This is a genomic window from Bacillus sp. FSL K6-0042 (assembly GCF_038006685.1).
Taxonomy (GTDB): domain Bacteria; phylum Bacillota; class Bacilli; order Bacillales; family Bacillaceae_G; genus Bacillus_A; species Bacillus_A pseudomycoides.
In genome coordinates, this window is the sequence record NZ_JBBOVS010000001.1 from 3,449,507 (window position 1) to 3,470,989 (window position 21,483).

Here is a 21,483-nt window from a genome sequence, read left to right on the forward strand (position 1 = left end):
GACTATGGAATGAAGCCTTTCTTAGTTCATACTGACTGGTTAGGGAGAAGGTGATGACTACGGCCAAATATGTATTCAATGATGTATCTATTGGCACAAGTACAAATGCTAGATTAATAGATAATACTATCATTAACTGAATGTAGAAATAATAAACCGCTATCTTTGTATAAAAATATAGCGGTTTTATTATGGGCTTAGGCGTCCGATACTTTAGGAAACGAAGGATTGTATCTATAACATGCTGAGTGAAAAAATTTATAGAAGAATATACACTGCAAATGACTTTCATGTTATGTATATGAAACTAAGGGTAGGATTAAATTGGGGAGAATTACTAAAAAACAATTAGAAGATTAGAATCCTGCTCTGTGGGGAACTCTCCAAAAAATTTTCGATTGGAGTATAATTATTTATGAAAAGATTTTTTGATTTATTCGTTTCTTTATCATTATTGGTGTTACTGTTAGTTCCTATTAGTATAGTAGCCGTATTAGTTAGATGTAAGTTAGGTTCCCCCATCATATTTAAGCAGCAACGCCCGGGATTACATGGTGCGTCTTTTTCTCTTTACAAGTTTAGATCTATGACTGATGAGAAAGATAGCAACGGCAATCTGTTGCCTGATGATGTAAGGCTTACTAAGTTTGGGGGATTTCTTAGAAAGTGTAGTTTGGATGAGTTGCCACAGTTATTCAATGTTATAAAAGGAGATTTAAGTTTAGTAGGTCCCAGACCACTATTAATGGAATATTTAGAGTTATATACAGAAGAACAATCTAGGCGGCATATGGTAAGACCAGGAATTACAGGATGGGCTCAAGTGAATGGAAGAAATGCAATTTCATGGGAAGAGAAATTTGATTTTGATGTGTGGTATGTCGATAATAGGACTTTTTGGCTTGATATGAAAATTTTGTTGTTAACGGCAAAGAAAGTATTTAAGTCAGAAGGAATCAATCAGGTTGGGCATGTAACTGTGGAAAAATTTAATGGTACAAAGAATTCTTGAGGAGGTGAGATGGATGCGAATAATTATGATTGGGGCAGGTGGCCATAGTAAAGTAATCCGAGATATTATCCTATCATATGGAAATTATGAAATCATTGCGCAATTAGATGATGTGTATAAAGAGTTAAAAGTTGAGGATGGCATTTATTTTGGACCTATTTCTGCAGCTGTAAAGTTAATGGATGAGCATGTAGATACAAAGTTCGTGATAGCTATAGGGAATAACAGAACAAGAAAGATAATTATGGAGCAGTTAGAGATTCCCAGTCATCGCTATGCAACGCTTATACATAAACAATCTATTGTTAGTTTAAGTGCAAAGATTGGAGCTGGTACGGTTGTGATGCCCGGTGCAATTATTAATGCAGATGTTGAGATTGGGAATCACGTTATTGTCAATACAGGCGCTATTGTTGAACATGACAATAAGGTAAAAGATTTTGCGCATATTTCTCCTAATGCTGTATTGACTGGATCTGTTATTGTAGGGACAGGGGTACATGTAGGAGCAGGAGCTAATGTGATTCAAAATCTCACAATTGGAGATTGGTCTATTATCGGTGCGGGAGCAACAGTCATATGTGATATTGTAGCGAATTGTACAGCAGTGGGTATTCCGGCTAGGGTAATAAAAAAAGAATTATAGGAGAGTGTTTAAAGTGACATATTCGCAGGAAAAAACAAGAATCTATCTCTCCGCTCCACATATGAGCGGTAATGAACAAAAATATATAGGGGAAGCATTTGATATGAATTGGATTGCTCCACTTGGTCCAAATGTAGATGCGTTTGAAAGTGAACTTTCATCCCATGTTGGAGTTCTTGATGCGGCTGCAGTTAGTTCAGGAACCTCTGCTATCCATTTGGCACTTCGCTTATTGGATGTAAGAGATGGAGATACAGTGTTTTGTTCAAGTCTTACCTTTGTAGCGAGCGCAAATCCAATTTTATATTTAGGGGCTACACCAGTATTTATTGATTCAGAGCCTGAAACATGGAATATGTCACCGCAGGCTTTAGAATGTGCATTACGTGATGCAAAAGAGAAAGGGGTACTTCCGAAAGCAGTAATTGTTGTGAATCTATATGGACAAAGCGCTAAAATGGATGAGATTCTTTCGTTATGTAATACATATAATGTTCCAGTAGTGGAGGATGCAGCGGAATCACTTGGTTCTTCCTACAAAGGTAAAGCGAGTGGAACATTCGGAAAATTCGGTGTTTATTCATTCAATGGAAATAAAATCATTACAACCTCGGGCGGAGGTATGCTTGTTTCGAATGATGTCGAAGCATTGAGAAAAGCAAGATTTTTAGCTACTCAAGCAAGAGATCCGGCTCCACACTACCAACATAGTGAGGTTGGATATAATTATCGTATGAGTAATATTTTAGCGGGTGTAGGTAGAGCGCAGCTGCAGGTCTTACAAGAGAGAGTACATGCAAGAAGACGAATATTCGATAGATATTATCAAGAATTATCTCACATCCCAGGTATACAGTTTATGCCTGAGTTAGAGGATACTTATTCAAACCGATGGCTTACAGTTCTTACTGTAGATGAAGAAAAAACAGGAGTATCGATTCAGACATTACTGAAACAACTGGAAAATGAAAACATTGAGGCGCGTCCTGTTTGGAAACCTCTTCATATGCAACCGCTATTTGAGGGAATAACTTATTATTCTCATAGTGAACGTGAAGATATTGCTAGAAAACTATTTGAAACCGGTCTATGTCTTCCATCTGGATCAGGTATGACAGAAAAAGATCAGACAAGAGTTATTACATGTATTAAGAATATATTGACGGTAAGCGCTGGCATGTAAAGATAAAAAATAGAAAGAGCTTTAATTAAGAAAGGCATTAATGAACTAGGAGGATTTAATATCTCATTCAGTGCCGTTTTTGTGAAATTTCATTTTACGGAAAAAAATTTTTTTTGAATGAAAATCACAGCAATCCCTATAAAGAGTGAAATAGTAAGCGTACATAATCTTGTGGTAAATGCGAATTATATTTTTTGCTAGCATTATTAGTGGTAAACGCATATTATATCACCCCCTTTGTAAAAATGGTATACATATAAAAAGGTTATTCTCCTGTTTCGATTAAAGAAGCAGGAGAATAAAGTAATAGAGAACATAACACGTGAAAAATCAACTTTAATTAGTAGGTTAATAATAAATTATATAAAATATCATAGCACAGAAATTTTTAAAATATAAAAAGATGAAAATTCTCCTGTGTATTTGTAAGATATAATGTTTATCCTGCTATTTGTGAACATTAAGAAGATGGATGGAATGCTCGTAAAAGCTCGATTGATGAGATCAATATTCAGTAGGTATGTAGAACCTCCTACTGATTAAAGTTTTACTGTATTATTTGTTCTTACAGTTGCTAAAAAAGATACATAAATATTCATTTTTTTGAGTATATAGATGCTTGACAATACAATAGTGAAATGGTAATCTGATTTTATATTCTTTATAAAGAATATAAACGTTTTATTGGTATATTAAATTCAAGAATTTTTATTCATATAAAATTCAGATGGTAATATTTTGATTCGAATTAAGAAAATCAAACCTTTGTTCTTTTTTTGAGAAAATTAAAATGCAAGGGTTTACAATAGGATAGGTAACCTGGAAGCTTGAACACTTCAACTGAAAATAGATTTAAGGCTATAAAATCGGGCTTTAAAATTTGTTATGCGTAAACGAGGTAGTTTGAGGAAAGGTTTTTCTGGTATATTAATAACATTTTTTTGATATATCTGGTAATTGGCTTATCCATCGGGTTTTCCCTTAATTGTCTCGTAGTGGGAGGAAAAAAATGAGTGCAATAACCGGAATTTATCATTTAAATGGAGAACCGATACCACCTGAACATAGGATTGGAATCATGAAGGATTTATCTCGTTATCCAGGTGACAATACCGATATATGGCACAAGGAAAATATTTTTTTGGGCTCCCATGCAAAATGGATAACATCTGAATCTATTAATGAACAATTACCTTACTATGATTATGAAACACAATTGGTTATAACTGCTGATGCTATTATTGATAATCGCAATGAATTATTCGATAGATTGCAAGTAGAAAAGGTACATAGAAGAGAGATGCCTGATAGTAAGTTGATTTTACTCGCTTATCAAAAGTGGGGAGAGCATGTACCAAAGTATCTAATTGGTGATTTTGCTTTTATGATTTGGGATGAGAGAAAGCAATTACTTTTTGGTGCACGTGATTTTTCAGGAAGTCGGACTTTTTACTTTTACCGCAATCAAAATCAATTTGCTTTTTGTACTAGCATACAACCGCTGTTTTCTTTACCGTACGTCGGGAAGGAATTGAATGAGCAATGGTTAGCTGAATATTTAGCAATACCTAATATGCTTGATACAATAGATGCATTTTCAACAGTGCATAAAAATATAGAGCAAGTCCCCCCTTCTCATACTATCTCCGTAGTTAAGGGAAGAGTTAGTATTGCGAAATACGACACACTATTTGTAGAGGAGCAGTTGCAACTCAAATCAAATGAAGATTATGAAGAGGCGTTCAGGGACGTATTTGAAAGTGCAGTAACATCAAGGTTACGTACTCATCGTAATGTTGGTTCTCATTTAAGTGGGGGATTAGATTCAGGTGCTGTTGCTAGCTTTGCTGCGAGAGCCCTGCAAAAAGAGAACAAAAAATTATATACATTCAGCTCAGTACCTGCAGAAGGGTTTACTGATTGGACTCGTGGTCATACGATTGCTGATGAAAAGCCATTTATTCAAACTACAGTACAACATGTAGGGAATATTGAAGGGAATTATTTGAATTTTCCGGGAGAAAATTCTTTCTCAGAAATTGATGATTGGCTTGAGATTATGGAGATGCCATATAAATTTTTCGAAAATTCCGTCTGGGTGAAAGGAATTTATGAAAAAGCCCAACAACAAGGGATTGGGGTGCTCTTAAATGGAGCGAGAGGAAATTTCACAATCTCTTGGGGGCCAGCTTTAGATTATTATGCGATTTTACTTAAAAACTTCAACTGGTTGCAACTTTATCGTGAAATTGATTTGTATGGTAAGAACGTTGGGGTCAAAAAATCGAGAATACTGAAAGTTGTAGGGAAGAAAGCATTTCCATCGATAAACAACATGTTTTCCTCGGAACAGCAATACGAACTGCCAACGCTAGTTAATTCAGAACTTGCAAAACGTACTGATGTATTTAGAAAGCTTGAAGAACATGGTGTGAAAGTAACAGGGGCTTCTATCCCAAATATATATGAAATAAGGCAGAAACATTTTGAACAGCTAAACTTGTGGAATACAACGGGTACAAGTGGAACAAAGCTCTCCTTGCGCTATGGTTTACAAGGGCATGATCCAACGAATGACTTACGGGTAATTCGATTCTGTTTATCGTTACCACTCGAACAATTTGTTCAAAATGGCCTAAATCGTGCACTTGTCCGGAGGTCCACAAAAGGATTTCTTCCTGACAAAGTAAGATTAAATCAACGTGTGCGGGGAATACAGGCAGCTGATGTGGTTCATCGCATGATTCCTTCATGGAAAATGTTTATCGAGGAACTTCAGCAGCTTAGTAAAGACCCAGTGGCCTCTAACTTTTTTAATATAGAGATTATTAAGAGTGCGATTTTGAAAATTCAAGGAGAACCACAAGTAGAATACGTGTTTGATCCGGATTTTAGAATTTTAATGCGTAGTCTTATTGTCTATCGATTTATCAAAAAATATATTTGAAAGGGGGTGAAATTATGAAACAAGAATGGCAATCACCAGTATTAGAAGTGCTTGATATCAACATGACAATGGCTGGACCTGGAAAGAGACTTGTTGACCAAGTTTTTGAAGATGAGGATGAGCAAGGCGCACTTCACCACAGCTAATGCACTAATATTTAAATGAGATTTATATGCTTTACAGCCCTTATATAGTTTAATTACGGTATAAGGGTTTTTTTTAATCAATTTTTCAACTATTTGGAGTGAGAAAGATGATACATACTGTAAAGAAAGAGATTTACAAAGCCTTCGGATTAGCCCTATTAAGTGAGATTCCCCTGCCGGAATTGCCTCAAGTAAGTAATTACGAAAATGAAGTAGACGTAAAAATAGAAACTGCAGATTTGTCCCAATTATGGGGAGAGTTATCTTCTCCGAAGTCAGTATTTGTAGTTGAAGAAGAATTAATTATGTTTCAAATCCCCGAAACTGCTACGTTTTGTATTCAAAATGGAGAAAAAATTATTGTTTCACCTATGGAAGGGTCCGATCAAGATAAGATTCGGCTTTATATTCTTGGGACTTGTATGGGGGCATTGTTGATGCAGAGAAAAATACTCCCTCTGCATGGAAGTGCAATAGCCATCAATGGAAAGGCGTATGCTTTTGTAGGAAGATCGGGAGCTGGAAAATCAACTCTTGCATCAGCCCTTTTAAGCAAAGGCTATCAGCTTTTAAGCGATGATGTAATTGCTGTGTCTCTTTCTGAGGATAATACTCCTTTTGTTACACCATCTTACCCGCAACAAAAGTTATGGAAAGAGAGTCTTGATCAGTTCGGAATGGAGACAGCGCATTATCAACCATTATTTGAAAGGGAAACTAAATATGCGGTCCCTGTTACAGCTAACTTTTTCGAGGAACCATTACCATTGGCAGGTGTATTCGAATTAGTGAAAGTAGAAAACGGGGATGTTGAACTTCAGCAGATTGAAGGACTAGAGAGACTACGTACATTGCTGCGTCATACATATAGGAATTCATTAATCCCACGATTGGGGATGATGGAATGGCATTTTATGCATTCTACAAGTATCGTAAACAAAATAGATATGTTTCAATTGAGACGTCCTATTTCAAAGTTTACGGCACATGATTTAGTATCCAAAATTCTAGAGTCTTTAAAAGAGGAGGAAAAATAATGAGTAGTAAACAAACAATTTCATTACACAGTTTTGTTGTACAAGGTCAGGAAAATGTAGTGAGCGATATGGATGGGGAGAAAGTGATGATGAGCATCCATAATGGGAAATACTATAACTTAGGAGGTATAGGTGGTGAAATTTGGAGTTTAATTAATGAATTAATATCTGTCAATCAAGTGATTGATATATTATTGTCTCGATATATGATTGAAGAGGCAGAATGTAAGGAACAAGTACTCTCTTTCTTAAATCATTTGTATGCAGAAGGGTTAATCTCGGTTGATGAAAAACTTTGATCTTTAATTGAACGTTCCAGATTTAATAGATTAGGAGTAGGATCGATGAATATCATAAATAAAGCCAAAGCTTTCTTGTCGTTCGATATGGGAACAAAATTATTACTTATAGAAGCTTTCTTTTATTTAGGCTGGGCTCGTATTCTTAAAAGTATACCGTTTTCTAAAGCTGCTCCTATATTAGGAATTCATATGGCAGAAACGTCTTTAAGCCATGATGAATCGGAAAAGATTACGTTAAGGAAAATTTCTCAAGCAGTGCATATGATGAGCCGTTATACATTTTGGGAAAGCCAGTGTCTCGTTAAAGCTATCGCTGCAATGAAAATGTTGGAGAAGCGACAGATTGAAAGCACCCTTTACTTAGGGACCGCGAAAGATGAGACAGGAAATATGATTGCCCATGCGTGGTTACGTAGCGGGCCCTTTTATATTACTGGCGTAGAAGAAATGAAGAGGTTTACTGTTGTTGGTAAATTTGCAAAAAGGATAGGGTAAAAAAATCTTGAAGGAGAATGAGATGTATACCGGTTGTAATCTTGATTTGAGTCATTTACCTAAAGAACTAAAATTGTTACTTGAAATTATAAAGAAAGAAGATAAAGAGATACAAGAAATCCCGGGAGACTGGTTCATAAATATTGATTGGAACAAATTTTTGAAACTGGCGCTGCATCATCGTATGTACGCGTTCATTTATCCAAAAATGAAATCTATTGATAAACAGTTAGTTCCATCAAATGTTATGCAAGTATTAAGTACATATTTTAAAAGGAATACATTCCATATGCTTCATTTAAGTGGGGAAATGGGAAAGGTAAGTAAATTATTTGCTGAAAACCAACTTCGACTTCTATTTTTGAAGGGCCCTATTCTTGGCGCAGACCTATATGGAGATGTTTCCCTTCGAACATCAGGGGATCTGGATGCCCTTGTTCCTATAGATGATCTTGGAAAAGTGAACGAATTACTTGTAAAGAATGGTTATGTCAAAGAGGATGATTTTCCGACGGTTATGAATGAATGGAAGTGGAGACGCCACCATACAACTTACATGCATCCGATAAGTAAGGTGAAATTGGAGATTCATTGGCGACTACACCCAGGACCGGGAAAGGAACCACGCTTCGATGAGTTATGGGGGCGAAAGAGGACGAGTCCTGTTACAAATTATCCTGTCTATTTTTTAGGTAGAGAGGATTTGTTTATGTTTCTTGTGACTCATGGGACTAGGCATGGTTGGTCCAGGCTTCGATGGTTAACAGATATTGACCGTATGGTAAGGCAAGAAATAGATTGGAAAGAACTTACTGTTCTGTTGAAAAGATATGGATGTAAGCAGCTGGTAGGTCAGGCGCTTATTTTATCTTCTGAGCTTTTAGATACTCTTATAATAGAAGAAGAGGCAAAAGTATTAATGTCAGGGAGAAGGGTAACGCAATTAGCACAGCTTGCTATATATTACTTGGAAAATATGATTAACTTGCATACAGATCCCGTTCCAGAAGAAGTTTCAAAATATCATGAGCGATATTTATATTTGTTAAAGACAAGCTCTCAAAAGCTACTGTTTCATCTTAGTTGGTTGTATCCTTATCCTCAGGATGTGGAAACTTTACCACTGCCAAAACAACTGCATGTTTTATATTTCCCTTTGCGGCCGATTTTATGGATTTGGAGGGAAATGAGGTACCGTAAGGAGAAGTGAAAATGAGAAATATTTTATATTTTACAAAGCGGTTATACTCTTTTACTGGAAACATTCTCATTGTTAATCTCATGGGAATGGTATTGGTCAGTCTTGTAGAAGGAATCGGCATTTTATTATTAATTCCTATGATAAGTATTAGCGGTATTGCGAAGATGAATGAACAGGCAAGCCCTCTTTCAGGGGTTCTTGGATTCCTAGGTGAGTTTCCAACTAATTTAGGATTACCACTTGTATTAGGAATATATATTATATTGGTCGTGGGACAAGCGCTTTTGCAAAGGAATATAACAGTTCGTAATGCGAAAATCCAGATACGTTTTATTAATCATTTGAGATTGGAAATTTATCGTGGATTGTTGCAGGCCAACTGGAGTTTTTTTGTGAAAAAGAGAAAATCAGATCTTATCAATTCTTTGACAACGGAATTAGGGCGCGTTAGCGCAGGCACTAATTTATTTTTACAGTTGCTCACTTCTTTAATGTTTACATTTATACAGATTGGTTTTGCTTTTTGGTTAGCGACAGATATAACAATTTTTGTACTATGTTGCGCTGTGGTACTTGCCTTTCTTTCACGAAGATTTATTAAAAAATCAAAAAGATTAGGTGGTCGAACCTCAGAGAATTCAAAAGCGTATCTTGCAGGTATAACTGATCATTTTAATGGAATTAAGGATATTAAGAGTAATACACTAGAACGATCTCGTTATATGTGGTTACGTAATTGGGTGGAAGATGTGGAACGTGAACAGTTTGCATATATTAAGGTGAGAAATAATTCTCAACTCTTTTATAAAATTGCATCAGCTGTTTTCATTGCTAGTCTTATCTTTCTATCTGTTAAGCTGTTTCAGACGAAAACTGAGCAATTATTATTAATTATTCTTATATTTTCTCGTTTGTGGCCACGATTTGCAGGTATACAATCAAACATGGAACAAATTGCAGCGAATCTTCCCGCTTTTAAAGATTTGCTGCAATTACAGGAAGAGTGTAAGAAAAGTATAGAATTGCAAGATATAGAGCAGGATTATAATGGTATAAATCCTATTCAGGTAGAACAATCTATTGAGTGTCAGAATATCTCTTTCCGCTACAATAAAGAAAATGCTGTGTATTCGCTCAAAGATATTAATTTGCGCATCCCTGCAAATTGTATGACAGCTATCTCGGGGCGTTCCGGTGCTGGAAAAAGTACATTAATTGATATCGTAATGGGACTTATGCAGCCGGAGAGCGGTCAATTATTAATAGATAACAAGCCTTTAACAAGTAAGAGCCTATTATCATTGAGGAAATCCATTAGCTATGTTCCTCAAGATCCATTTTTATTTAATGCCAGTATAAGAGACAATTTGAGAATGGTTGAGCCAAATGCAAGTGAGGAACAACTTTGGGAAGCGTTGAAATTTTCTGCTTCCGCTGATTTTGTTAGCAGGCTCTCGCAAGGATTGGATACAATGATTGGCGATAGGGGAGTCAAGCTTTCAGGAGGAGAACGACAACGTCTTGTTCTGGCTAGAGCGATACTTCGAAAGCCTTCTATTTTAGTACTGGATGAGGCAACAAGTGCTCTAGATGCTGAAAATGAAGCGAAAATACAAGAGGCGCTGGAAAGACTAAAAGGAAGTATGACAATTATTGTCATTGCACATAGACTATCTACTATAAGTAAAGCTGATCAGGTTATTGTAATGGATCAAGGACAAATTATTCAACATGGTAGTTTCACACAACTGGCGAAAGATGAAAGTGGTTTGTTTAGTAGCCTACTTGGACAACAGGCCAAAGTAAACATTTAAATATGGCTTGTTATAATTGTTTTTTATAAATTTAAGGAATACATTGCCTTTATTTCTTTCGGCCGGTAACACAATTCGATTATTTATGGTTTGGGGGATAATTGGTATTTGTGTACTGGTCTTTTTATGGAAATATGAGCTTAATTTAATTGTGTGACCAGTAAAAAAATTAGAAATACTTTTTGTGACTTATTAATATACCATCTATATACATATATAAATATCCGTGTTATAATTTAACTTGGAACCTGATTTTATTTATACCATATAACAACAAGCAGCGAGACCCCTCGTCTTTAGGACTAGGGGTCTTTTCTATTTTTGTATATAAAGGTTTATTAGTGTAGTTGTGATAATATTTTATAGGATTTTTATTAAAGGCTAATCCGCAAAGATTTATTTTTTTATAAAGCATAGTGTTCTGGATTGCGAATCTTAATTTCTAGATATACTATTTAAGATAATATAAGAAAAATGAAGAAATTTGTAGAAATTTGTAGAAAATTAAGGCTATGATGGTAAAAAACAGTAAATATTAAATTTTTCTTTCTTATTTTTGTCCTTTATAATGAGCTATGAATACGACACATGAGGCAAATAATGTATATTGCCTTTCCCTAACTTTGATATACACCTTTTTTCCAACCTCCGTGTTAATTGCTATTATTTTGTTATACCGATTAGCGAAGGGAAAAGGGTGTATCTTTTTTGTATGAATAGTCCTAATAGATATTTTGGGTAGAAAGCATTTCTTGTTTTTCGTGACAAAAACAATAGAGAATGGGATAATAAGGACAGTGTGTTGGTGGTATGACCAATTTGGTATATAAGGAGAGAATGATATGCTAGATATTCAACAGATTAAAGAAATTATTCCACATCGTTATCCATTTCTACTAGTCGATCAAATTCTAGAAGTAGAAGAAGGAAAGCGTGCGGTTGGGATTAAAAATGTAACGGCAAATGAGGAATACTTTAATGGACACTTTCCAGATTATCCTGTGATGCCAGGTGTTCTAATTGTAGAAGCATTAGCGCAGGTGGGTGCTGTTGCGGTATTAAAAAAAGAGGAGAATCGTGGACGCCTCGCATTCTTCGCTGGTATTGATAACTGCCGCTTCAAGCGTCAAGTACGTCCGGGTGACCAACTTCGTTTAGAAGTGGAAATGACACGTGTACGTGGACCAATTGGTAAAGGAAAAGCAGTCGCAACTGTAAACGGTGAAATTGCTTGTGAAGCTGAGGTTACATTCGCGCTTGGTGATAAGAAAGAATAAAGATATGATAAGTTGGGAGGTGAATGAAAATAAACTTTTCATTCACCTCCTTTTTAATAAAAGAAAAGTAAGAGAATTTGTTGATAGGTAGGTTCTCTTTATTTAAACAAACGTTTGATTAAAAAACATAAGGGATTTTCGGGAAAACTTTCTCAACTTAGCGTCTAAAAACGCTGTTGAAAAATAGAATAAAAATTTATAATGGAAAGTTTTTTTAACGGGTTATTATAAATATACAGGTGAATTTATAATATATTCACTAATAATACTAACTATATTTACATGTTATCAATATATGGTAAAGGTAAACCCATACCCGACAAAGGATATCTAAATTTGTCAAATTTATCACTATAATATTTGTCAATTTATTAAATGAATTTCTCAACCATTATTGCTATACTAATGTGAGTTATGTAATATATTAAATAGTTGTCTAGGACCAAACATGATTAGGACTAGATACTAGATTCTTATTGTCAGCCGCAAATCTGACATTTTATTTATTTATAAAGGAATTTATGACAAATTATTGAAGGCTGGAGGAAGGCATGGAAGAAACAATAAGTTTGAAAGAACTATTTACTATTTTAAGAAAACGTTTAGTTATGATCATCGCAATTACGACTGGGGCAGCTCTTGCAAGCGCAATCGTAAGTTTCTACTTTATAACGCCGATTTACCAAACTTCAACGCAAATTCTTGTTAACCAAAAGAAACAAGAGGGTGTTTTCCAACCTGGGGAAGTACAAACAAGTCTTCAATTAACAAATACATATAAAGTTATTGTGAAAAGCCCAGTTATTTTAGATCAAGTGAAAGAAAAGTTGAAACTGAATATGTCAACTGGAGCATTAAATAACAAAATTAACGTAGCTAATGAGAAAGATTCGCAAGTTATTGCGGTTACAGTACAAGACAAAGATGCAAAATTAGCTCGTGATATCGCAAATACAACAGCGGAAGTATTCAAAAGTAAAATTGCAAAAATTATGAGTGTAGATAATGTAACAATCCTATCAAAAGCAGAAGTGGCGGAAGGGCAATCTCCAATTAGGCCTAATAAGATGTTAAATGTAGCTATTGCATTTGTCGTTGGCTTAATGGCTTCTGTCGGACTTACATTCTTACTAGAATATTTAGATAACACATTCAAAAAAGAAGAAGATATCGAAAAATTTCTAGGTCTACCAGTTCTTGGAGTGATTTCTCATATAGAAGATAATGTGAAAAGCAGCAGTCGGTCAAGGGCAAAGAGAGTAGGAGGGCATACAATTGGTTCTTAAGAAAAAAGCATCACGCGCACGTCGTCAGCTTATTGCATATGAACAACCGAAATCATCTATTTCGGAACAATATCGAAATGTACGAACAAATATTGAATTTGCATCCGTTGATAAAAAAATTCGTTCTCTTATCGTTACATCCGCTAATTCAAGTGAAGGAAAGACAACCACAGCTGCTAACATTGCAATAGTCTTTGCACAGCAAGGTAAAAAAGTATTACTCATTGATGCGGATTTACGTAAGCCTGCATTACATCAAATGTTACAAGTTGAGAATGTTTTTGGCTTAACAAGTGTATTAACACGTAGTAAAACACTTGAGACATGTGTGGAAAATACAAACATTAGAAATTTAAACTTCCTGCCATGCGGGCCAATCCCACCAAACCCAGCGGAATTGTTGGGGTCGAACTCGATGAAAGATTTACTTTCAGGAGCATATGGCATGTATGATCTCGTTATCTTTGATACATCTCCGATTTTACCAGTTACTGATGCGCAAGTCATGGCAAATCAATGTGATGCTTCTGTACTAGTTGTCCGAAGTGGCGTAACAGAAAAGGATACGGCGATTAAAGCAAAACAAGCACTTGATGGCGCAAAGGGTATATTACTTGGCGTTATTCTAAATGATAAAGAACAAACAGGATCTGAGTATTATTATTACAGTTCTAACTAAATAGATGAGAGGAAAGAGGAGACATCTTCTTTTCCTCTTATATTCACAATGTGAAGAGTAAATGAAGAATAGATAGAGAAGGGGTGTAAGGGAATGATTGATTTACATTGTCACATTTTGCCTAGTATCGATGATGGGGCACAATCAATCGAAGATAGTATCGCGATGGCAAAGGCAGCATGTAAAGAAGGTATTCATACAATCGTTGCCACTCCGCATCATCAAAATGGTGTTTATATTAATCCAGCAGAAGGCATTCTTCATCAGGTAAAGCAGTTAAATGATAGATTGAAAGAAGAAGACATTAATTTAACCATTTTACCTGGTCAAGAAATCAGGTTATATGGAGAATTGTTAGAAGACTACGAATTGGGTAAAATTGTTACATTGAATCGTACGGATAAATACATATTAATTGAATTCCCAGCAAATCATGTCCCGCGCTATGCAGAAAAAATGTTATATGAACTGCGTATAAAAGGAATCACGCCGATCATTGTACATCCAGAGCGAAATACGGAAATCATCGAACGCCCCGGGGTATTGTATAAGTTCGTAAATCAAGGCGCACTCACGCAAATTACTGCGGGGAGTGTAACAGGAAAGTTCGGAAAGAAAATCAAGAAATTTTCGTTACAACTCATTGAACACCATTTAGCACATGTCATATCATCAGATGCCCATAACACAACAACGCGCTCATTTCACTTACAAGCAGCATATGAGGTAATAGAGAAGTCATTTGGGAGCTCTACACTTTATTGTTTCAAAGAAAATACATATTCACTAATAAGTGGGAAGGTAATTTACCCAGAAGAACCAGAACAGGTGCGACGTAAGAAAATACTGGGTCTCTTTTAAGTATAAACATTTGGTGATGCCTCCTAACCAATATCAATGGAGACACTCGGCTATGCTGTGGGTAGAGTAAGCTTTACCTTAGACGCGCTTGTTGTCAAAAGCATGGTGTGAGGTCGGGTTAGATGCCCGTTATTATTATAAAATTGTGAGAAGTTCTAACCATATCTTTTAGGGGTGTAGAAGATATGGTTGGAACTTTTATTATTTCTATATATGAATATATGGAAAAGCAGGGAGCTATACAAGTTGAAACAAGTAAAAAAAGCCATCATTCCAGCGGCTGGGGACAAGATTTTTACCAGCGACAAAAGCAATGCCGAAAGAAATGTTGCCAATCGTTGATAAACCGACGATTCAATACATTGTTGAAGAAGCAATTACATCTGGAATTGAAGACATCATTATCGTAACAGGGAAAGGAAAGCGTGCAATTGAAGATCACTTTGATCACTCCTTTGAACTGGAACAAAACTTATATGAATGAACTTGTACAGAAAGAACTTTTAAACGTATAGATTGTATATAACTGAAAAATAGGCTGTTTTTAAATATAGGGCATGGTTTATAAAATGTTAGGTGTGGGAAGGACTCTTATTTTAAAGTTATATAAAAGAAAGGAAAATGTGTCTTGAGTTATCAAAAGAGGCTCTCATTATTAGTATTATTAGATTCATTCATTGTTTTAACATCGGTATACTTGAGTTATTGGTTTATTCATCCTAATGCATTAGACAATATTCCAACTGCACTTATTATTAGTTCAATTACGTTACTTTGTAGTCATCATGTGTTTGCTGCAATTTACAAGTTGTACAAAAAAGCTTGGGAGTATGCAAGTATAGGAGAGTTAGAAAATATTTTCAAAGCCGTTACATTTTCTATTATCGTGACTGCAATCGTTGAGCAAGTTATTAATCACGATATTTATTTCCGCATCTTAGTAATCGCATGGATGTTCCATATGCTACTTATTGGTGGTTCACGATTTATATGGCGTATTTTCCGTGATACATACATTTCAAAGAAAACAGATAAAGCTCGTACATTAATTGTAGGAGCGGGTTCAGCAGGAGCGATGATTGTACGTCAGCTTCAAAAAAGTCATGAGACACATTTAGAAGCGGTAGCATTTGTTGATGATGATCTAAGGAAACAAAGGTTAGAAATATACAATATCCCTGTTGTAGGAACAAGAGAAGACATTCAACGGGTTGTTGATCGTTATCAAATTGAACATATTATTATTGCTATTCCTTCCCTTAGTCGTAAAGAAGTGAATGGAATTTTTGAAGCCTGTACAAAAACGAAGGCAAAGACACAAATTGTACCAATGCTAGAAGATATTCTGGATGGGAAAGTTTCTGTTAATGAGTTTCGTGATGTACAAGTAGAAGATTTATTAGGACGTGAGCCTGTGAAATTAGATGATGCAGGTATTGGCGAAAAGATTACAGGAAAAACAATCTTAGTAACTGGCGCTGGAGGATCAATTGGTTCCGAGCTGTGTCGCCAAGTCATGAAATTTAAACCAGGTAAAATTGTATTACTTGGTCACGGTGAGAACAGCATTTATACAATTGAAATGGAATTGCGTTCACTATATAAAGATTCCATCGAAATTACAACAGAAATTGCAGATGTGCAAGACCGTAATAAAATGTTTGAAGTGATGAAGAAGCATAACCCATACATTGTGTATCATGCAGCGGCACATAAACATGTTCCACTTATGGAAAGGAACCCAGAGGAAGCTGTAAAAAATAATATTATTGGTACGAAAAATGTTGCGGAAGCATCGGCTACTTTTGGTATAAACACATTTGTTATGGTTTCCACTGATAAAGCTGTTAACCCGACAAGTGTAATGGGCGCAACGAAACGCATTGCTGAAATGATTGTACAGCATATGGATACTGTTAGTAATACTCGTTTTGTAGCTGTTCGTTTTGGTAATGTACTGGGAAGTCGTGGTAGTGTTATTCCTTTATTTAAGAAACAAATTCAAAAGGGTGGACCGGTTACTGTTACACATCCTGATATGATTCGTTATTTTATGACAATTCCAGAGGCTTCACGTTTGGTTATTCAAGCTGGATCTTTAGCTAAAGGTGGGGAGATTTTCGTTCTTGATATGGGAGAACCTGTTAAAATTGTTGATTTAGCTAAAAATCTTATTAAACTATCTGGTTATCAGGTCGAGGATATTGGAATTAAGTTTTCTGGGATACGCCCTGGGGAAAAACTTTTTGAAGAATTATTAAAGGATGATGAAGTGCATAAAGAGCAAATTTATCCCAAGATATACATTGGTAAATCTAATCATGAATTAAGTGCCGAATTACCGTATTTAGTACAATATATTTCTAATTTAGAAGGGAATCATTTAAGAGATTTCTTATTAGATTTAACTAATAATCGTCAAAAAGTAATAGATAAAATGAGTATTTAACAGCACTTGGTGGAAAAAAATATGATATTTATTAAAAAATTATTATCTTTGTGTTTAAGTTAGGTGAGAGGATACCTTGTATGATTACAAATTTAAAGCAAAAAGCATTTAGTGGAGCTAAATGGACTACAACATCAGCACTAATTGTTTCTAGTTTACAAATAATTCAATTGGTTATAATATCTAGAATACTTCCGCCTGAATCATTAGGATTAATGACTACTATTATGGTAGTTGTAGGGTTTGCTCAATTATATTCGGATATGGGAATTACTAACGCTATAATTTATAAAGAGAATTTAACTAAAAAACAATTATCGAGTCTTTATTGGTTTAATATAATGTTAGGGTTATTATTAACTTTAGTTATTATTGGATTTACTCCAGTTATAGCATATTTTTATCATGAACCAAGATTAAGCATTTTATTATGCTTAATAGCAGTAATATTTTTGATTAATCCAATAGGCCAACAATCTATGGTTTTACATCAAAAAGAGCTTAAATTTGATATTCTAGCAAAGATAGAAATAATAGCGGCTATATCAGGTTTTTTATTAACCATAACTCTTGCTTATATAGGCTATGATGTCTACTCATTAGTTATTGGTCAAATATTTATTAACTTTATGAAAATGTGTGGATATGTTTTTATTAGTAAAAATGTATCGAAGCCTATGATGTACTTTAGATTTAGTGAAGTGAAATCTTTCGTAAGTTTTGGCTTATATCAATTAGGTGAAAGAACAATTCATTACATCAATTCTAATCTAGATTATATAATTATTGGAAGTCTACTTGGTTCAAAAGCTCTAGGTTATTATACTATTGCTTTCAATCTTATAATATTACCTATTTCAAAGATTAATCCCATAGTGACAAGAGTGGCATTTCCTATATTTTCTAAGATGCAAAATGATATATCTTTGCTAAAAAAATCATACTTTAAAATCATTCGGATTTTGAGTTGTATAAATTTCCCTTATTTTTTTGGTTTATTTATATCTGCTCCGATTTTAGTTCCTGTTATTTTTGGAGAGAAATGGATGCCTAGTGTATTACTTATTCAAATACTCTCTTTTGTTGGAATAACAAGAGCTATTGTCAATCCAATTGGGGCATTAGTAATGGCCAGGGGAAGAGTAGATTTAGGATTTAAGTGGCACTTTTTTATGCTGTTTTCTCAAGTGCCCTTAATTATCACTGGAGCATATTTTGGTGGAATAACGGGAGTAGCTATAGGATATTGTTGCCATCAAGTGGTATACATAATTACAAATTACACATTTGTGATTCGAACATTAGTGGGTTCTTGTTTGAAAGAGTTTTTAGAAAGTTTTATGAGTTCTATAAAAGCTTCATTAGTTATGATGGGAACTGTATTGGTGATACTGAATTTTATAAAGCAGTTAGATATGACAATTCAGCTAGTTTTAGTGGTTTCGTTGGGAGCCGTGTTTTACATAACGGCTTCTTTGGTATTTCAACGACAACTAATTATAGAATTAAAAGAATTATTTTTAAGGAAAAGGATAAAAAACGTTAGTTAAGAGGTAAATTATACATGCTCACAACATTAGTTTTTTTAGTATTTTTTTATCTTATAGGCACAATCTTAACCTTAAGATTAGGACGTAAAGAGGTTAAGTTATTTCATATTATCTTTATTTTTAATGTCTTAATAAGTATTTTAATGTACTACATATATATAGATAGATATGGAGTACCTTATTATATTGGTGGAAGTGATGATTTAGTTTACGAACAACAAGCAGCATATGCGTATGAAAGTTTAGGTGTTTTTGATTATTCTAGTCTTAAAGAAATTTTTTGGACGTCTAACTCGTTAGGATACACATACTTGGTAAGTATATTCTTTCGAATTGCATCTTTTTTTGATGGATACCATACATTAGTTCCTCGTTTTTTTAATAGTTTATTGCTGGCTTTTATTTCTGTATTTGTATATAAAATAAGTATGAATTATATGGAGTTGAAACAAAGGTTTGCTTTTCTAGCAGCAGTAATAGTAGGATGCTCACCCATAATGAGTTTTAATGCTGCGCATGTTTTTAGAGATATTGTAGTTACTTTCATAATGGTACTTGTAATATACCTTGCATTAGGTTTTTATAAATTTAATTTATGGGAAAAATCTATGGCTATTTGTGGAATGTTTATATTATTTGTAATACTTTATGAAATTCGTTATATGTCGGCTTACTTTTTAGTGATTCAGATAATATTTACAATGTGGGCAGCATACCGTAATTCGAAAAATAAACCATTAAAATTAAAAAATATAATGAGTATTTCTATAATTGTTTTGTTATTTATACTCATTTTTAATACTTCTTTAGTTAATACAATATTTAATTACTATGAAATTTATGCTGATTATAGAACGGAGAGAACTGATGGTTTAGCTCAATACGTTTTTAATGCTCCTTTATATGTGGGTTTTTTTCTAAGAGTTGTATATTTATCTATTACTCCTTTTCCTATTTTTTCATCTGAATTGGAGCGGAATTTTTTAAGTATAGGTACTATTGTGCAATTATTTTTGATGCCTTATGTATTAATTGGAATTAGGAAGTCTTTTTCAAATAGTAATGTAGCAACAATTATGTTTAGCTTTATTGTAGTTTATATTTCTGTAAGCATGTTATCTTTTACAATTAGACATATATGTTTATTCTATCCATTTATGATTTTGTTAGCTTTTTATGGGTATCAGAATGCAAATTTATATTTTAAACATAAGAAAATGCCATTGGCGATAGTTTATTTTATGATTTTAATTGGTATAACAATGTACAGTATTTTGAAATTTTATTGATATTTAAGGGGCTAAAGGGACATGAAGATTTTATTTATAGCAAATCACTTTCCGCCTATAAACAATTCTGCGAGTATTAGAATATTAAATTATGTTAATCATTTGCAGGTGATGGGGAATGAAGTGATGGTACTCACACCAGATTATCCTAAAGATTTTATAAATTATGATGAAGAGCTTTTATATAAAATAAATACAAACATTAAAGTAATTAGAGTAGATATGGGATCAATATATAAAAGAATTTATCCTAAGAAGAGTAGGCAGATTGGTAATGATTCTCCTGTGAAGGCTAGCAAAAAAAATATTTTAAAATCATCTATAAAAAGGAATTTAGCTATTCCAGATTCTTATATTGAATGGAAAAACAATGCCTCCAAGATAGGAGATAAACTAATAAAAAAAAATAAAGTAGATATCATTATTTCAACGCATGAAACCCCTTCTTGTCATTTAGCTGGCTTGAAATTAAAAAAAAATAACCCAGAGGTGAAATGGATAACATATTGGAGTGATCCTTGGACATTTGAATATTATAGATCCAGAGAAAGTTTATTAAAACGTAATGTTGAAAAGTGGTTGGAACGTAATGTTGTTAAAAAGAGTGATAAATTTCTATTTACTACTGAGGAAACAAGGGATTTATATATAAGTAGCTATAGTATACCTAAAAGTAGAACTGCTATTGTTTATAGGGGATTTGAAGAATATTCACGAGAAAACTCAAAGAAATTCATAGGTTTATTAAAAAAGGATAAAATTAATTTAGTGCATACTGGTGAAATATATACTGAGTTGAGAGATACTAGGCCTTTAATTGAAGCATTGAAAGCCTTAGAAGAGGAAGAGAAGGATATTTTTGATCAAATTAATATAGTTTTGGTAGGAGGAGTTGATAATTTAAAGATTAAAAAAGAATTAAAAGATATAAAATGTGTATCTCTTCTATCACGAGTTCCTTATGAAGAAGCGCAAGATTATATGCATAATAGTGATGGATTATTATTGTGGGGCAATAAATATGGTTGTCAGATCCCTGGAAAAGTCTACGAGTATTTCGGAGTTAAATCACCTATTTTAACCATATTGGCTAATAATCAAGATCCAGTTGGTAAATTAATGAAGGACGTCGATAAGGGACCCATTATTTATAATAATGTGCAAGAAATTAAAGAAATGATAAAAGAATTCGTTAAAAATAAAGATAAAAAAGAATATTGGTATGAAATCATTCCTAAGTATAAATGGGAAAATGTAGCTAAAGATTTGTTTTCTAAGATTTCAGATTAAATAATGGAGGAGAATGCAT

Annotated in this window: 18 protein-coding genes and 1 pseudogene; all 19 read left to right on the forward strand. The window is 34.0% G+C overall.

Annotated features, from left to right (window positions below; translation table 11 throughout):
* The first annotated feature begins 415 nt into the window (after positions 1–415).
* Positions 416–1,012 (forward strand): sugar transferase, encoded by a 597-nt coding sequence (locus tag MHH45_RS17645; RefSeq protein WP_016112629.1) that lies wholly within the window; start codon positions 416–418, stop codon positions 1,010–1,012.
* A gap of 13 nt (positions 1,013–1,025) precedes the next feature.
* Positions 1,026–1,658 carry an acetyltransferase gene (locus MHH45_RS17650; protein WP_088093747.1) on the forward strand — a complete coding sequence of 211 codons (633 nt, stop codon included), beginning with the start codon at positions 1,026–1,028 and terminating at the stop codon, positions 1,656–1,658.
* 13 nt (positions 1,659–1,671) lie between these two features.
* A complete protein-coding gene (locus tag MHH45_RS17655; RefSeq protein ID WP_016112627.1) occupies positions 1,672–2,841 on the forward strand; it encodes a DegT/DnrJ/EryC1/StrS family aminotransferase in 1,170 nt (389 codons plus the stop codon).
* A gap of 1,009 nt (positions 2,842–3,850) precedes the next feature.
* The gene (locus tag MHH45_RS17660) at positions 3,851–5,788 is read left to right on the forward strand and encodes a lasso peptide isopeptide bond-forming cyclase (RefSeq protein ID WP_016112626.1); all 1,938 of its coding nucleotides are present in this window, start codon (positions 3,851–3,853) and stop codon (positions 5,786–5,788) included.
* A 14-nt stretch (positions 5,789–5,802) separates the two neighbouring features.
* Positions 5,803–5,934 (forward strand): paeninodin family lasso peptide, encoded by a 132-nt coding sequence (locus MHH45_RS17665; protein ID WP_000808480.1) that lies wholly within the window; start codon positions 5,803–5,805, stop codon positions 5,932–5,934.
* A gap of 107 nt (positions 5,935–6,041) precedes the next feature.
* Positions 6,042–6,971, forward strand: coding sequence for an aldolase (locus tag MHH45_RS17670; RefSeq protein ID WP_088093748.1), 930 nt, complete (start codon positions 6,042–6,044; stop codon positions 6,969–6,971).
* A complete protein-coding gene (locus MHH45_RS17675) occupies positions 6,971–7,270 on the forward strand; it encodes a lasso peptide biosynthesis PqqD family chaperone (RefSeq protein WP_000095761.1) in 300 nt (99 codons plus the stop codon). Before MHH45_RS17670 ends, MHH45_RS17675 begins: the two co-directional genes overlap by 1 nt.
* A 45-nt stretch (positions 7,271–7,315) precedes the next feature.
* Positions 7,316–7,768, forward strand: coding sequence for a lasso peptide biosynthesis B2 protein (locus tag MHH45_RS17680; RefSeq protein ID WP_088093749.1), 453 nt, complete (start codon positions 7,316–7,318; stop codon positions 7,766–7,768).
* Positions 7,769–7,790: 22 nt separating this feature from the next.
* Positions 7,791–8,978 carry a nucleotidyltransferase domain-containing protein gene (locus MHH45_RS17685; RefSeq protein WP_016132427.1) on the forward strand — a complete coding sequence of 396 codons (1,188 nt, stop codon included), beginning with the start codon at positions 7,791–7,793 and terminating at the stop codon, positions 8,976–8,978.
* A 2-nt stretch (positions 8,979–8,980) separates the two neighbouring features.
* The gene (locus MHH45_RS17690) at positions 8,981–10,783 is read left to right on the forward strand and encodes an ABC transporter ATP-binding protein (RefSeq protein WP_016112622.1); all 1,803 of its coding nucleotides are present in this window, start codon (positions 8,981–8,983) and stop codon (positions 10,781–10,783) included.
* An 842-nt stretch (positions 10,784–11,625) separates the two neighbouring features.
* Positions 11,626–12,060 carry a 3-hydroxyacyl-ACP dehydratase FabZ gene (gene fabZ, locus MHH45_RS17695; protein WP_003202177.1) on the forward strand — a complete coding sequence of 145 codons (435 nt, stop codon included), beginning with the start codon at positions 11,626–11,628 and terminating at the stop codon, positions 12,058–12,060.
* 551 nt (positions 12,061–12,611) lie between these two features.
* Complete coding sequence (locus tag MHH45_RS17700; protein WP_088093750.1) at positions 12,612–13,346, forward strand: YveK family protein; 735 nt, start codon at positions 12,612–12,614, stop codon at positions 13,344–13,346.
* Positions 13,336–14,025: a CpsD/CapB family tyrosine-protein kinase gene (locus MHH45_RS17705; RefSeq protein WP_016131125.1), complete on the forward strand. Its 690-nt coding sequence runs from the start codon at positions 13,336–13,338 to the stop codon at positions 14,023–14,025. The genes MHH45_RS17700 and MHH45_RS17705 overlap by 11 nt, the downstream gene beginning before the upstream one ends.
* 93 nt (positions 14,026–14,118) lie before the next feature.
* Positions 14,119–14,886: a tyrosine-protein phosphatase gene (locus tag MHH45_RS17710; RefSeq protein ID WP_088093751.1), complete on the forward strand. Its 768-nt coding sequence runs from the start codon at positions 14,119–14,121 to the stop codon at positions 14,884–14,886.
* A gap of 246 nt (positions 14,887–15,132) precedes the next feature.
* Positions 15,133–15,367: pseudogene (locus tag MHH45_RS17715) on the forward strand (sugar phosphate nucleotidyltransferase); the annotation flags it as partial.
* A 147-nt stretch (positions 15,368–15,514) separates the two neighbouring features.
* Entirely contained in the window at positions 15,515–17,335 is a 1,821-nt protein-coding gene (locus tag MHH45_RS17720; RefSeq protein ID WP_088093752.1) for a polysaccharide biosynthesis protein, read from the forward strand.
* An 80-nt stretch (positions 17,336–17,415) separates the two neighbouring features.
* A complete protein-coding gene (locus MHH45_RS17725) occupies positions 17,416–18,885 on the forward strand; it encodes an MOP flippase family protein (RefSeq protein WP_088093753.1) in 1,470 nt (489 codons plus the stop codon).
* Between the two features lie 14 nt (positions 18,886–18,899).
* Positions 18,900–20,174, forward strand: coding sequence for a hypothetical protein (locus MHH45_RS17730; protein WP_088093754.1), 1,275 nt, complete (start codon positions 18,900–18,902; stop codon positions 20,172–20,174).
* A gap of 21 nt (positions 20,175–20,195) precedes the next feature.
* Positions 20,196–21,464 (forward strand): glycosyltransferase, encoded by a 1,269-nt coding sequence (locus MHH45_RS17735; RefSeq protein WP_016131119.1) that lies wholly within the window; start codon positions 20,196–20,198, stop codon positions 21,462–21,464.
* Positions 21,465–21,483: the final 19 nt, after the last annotated feature.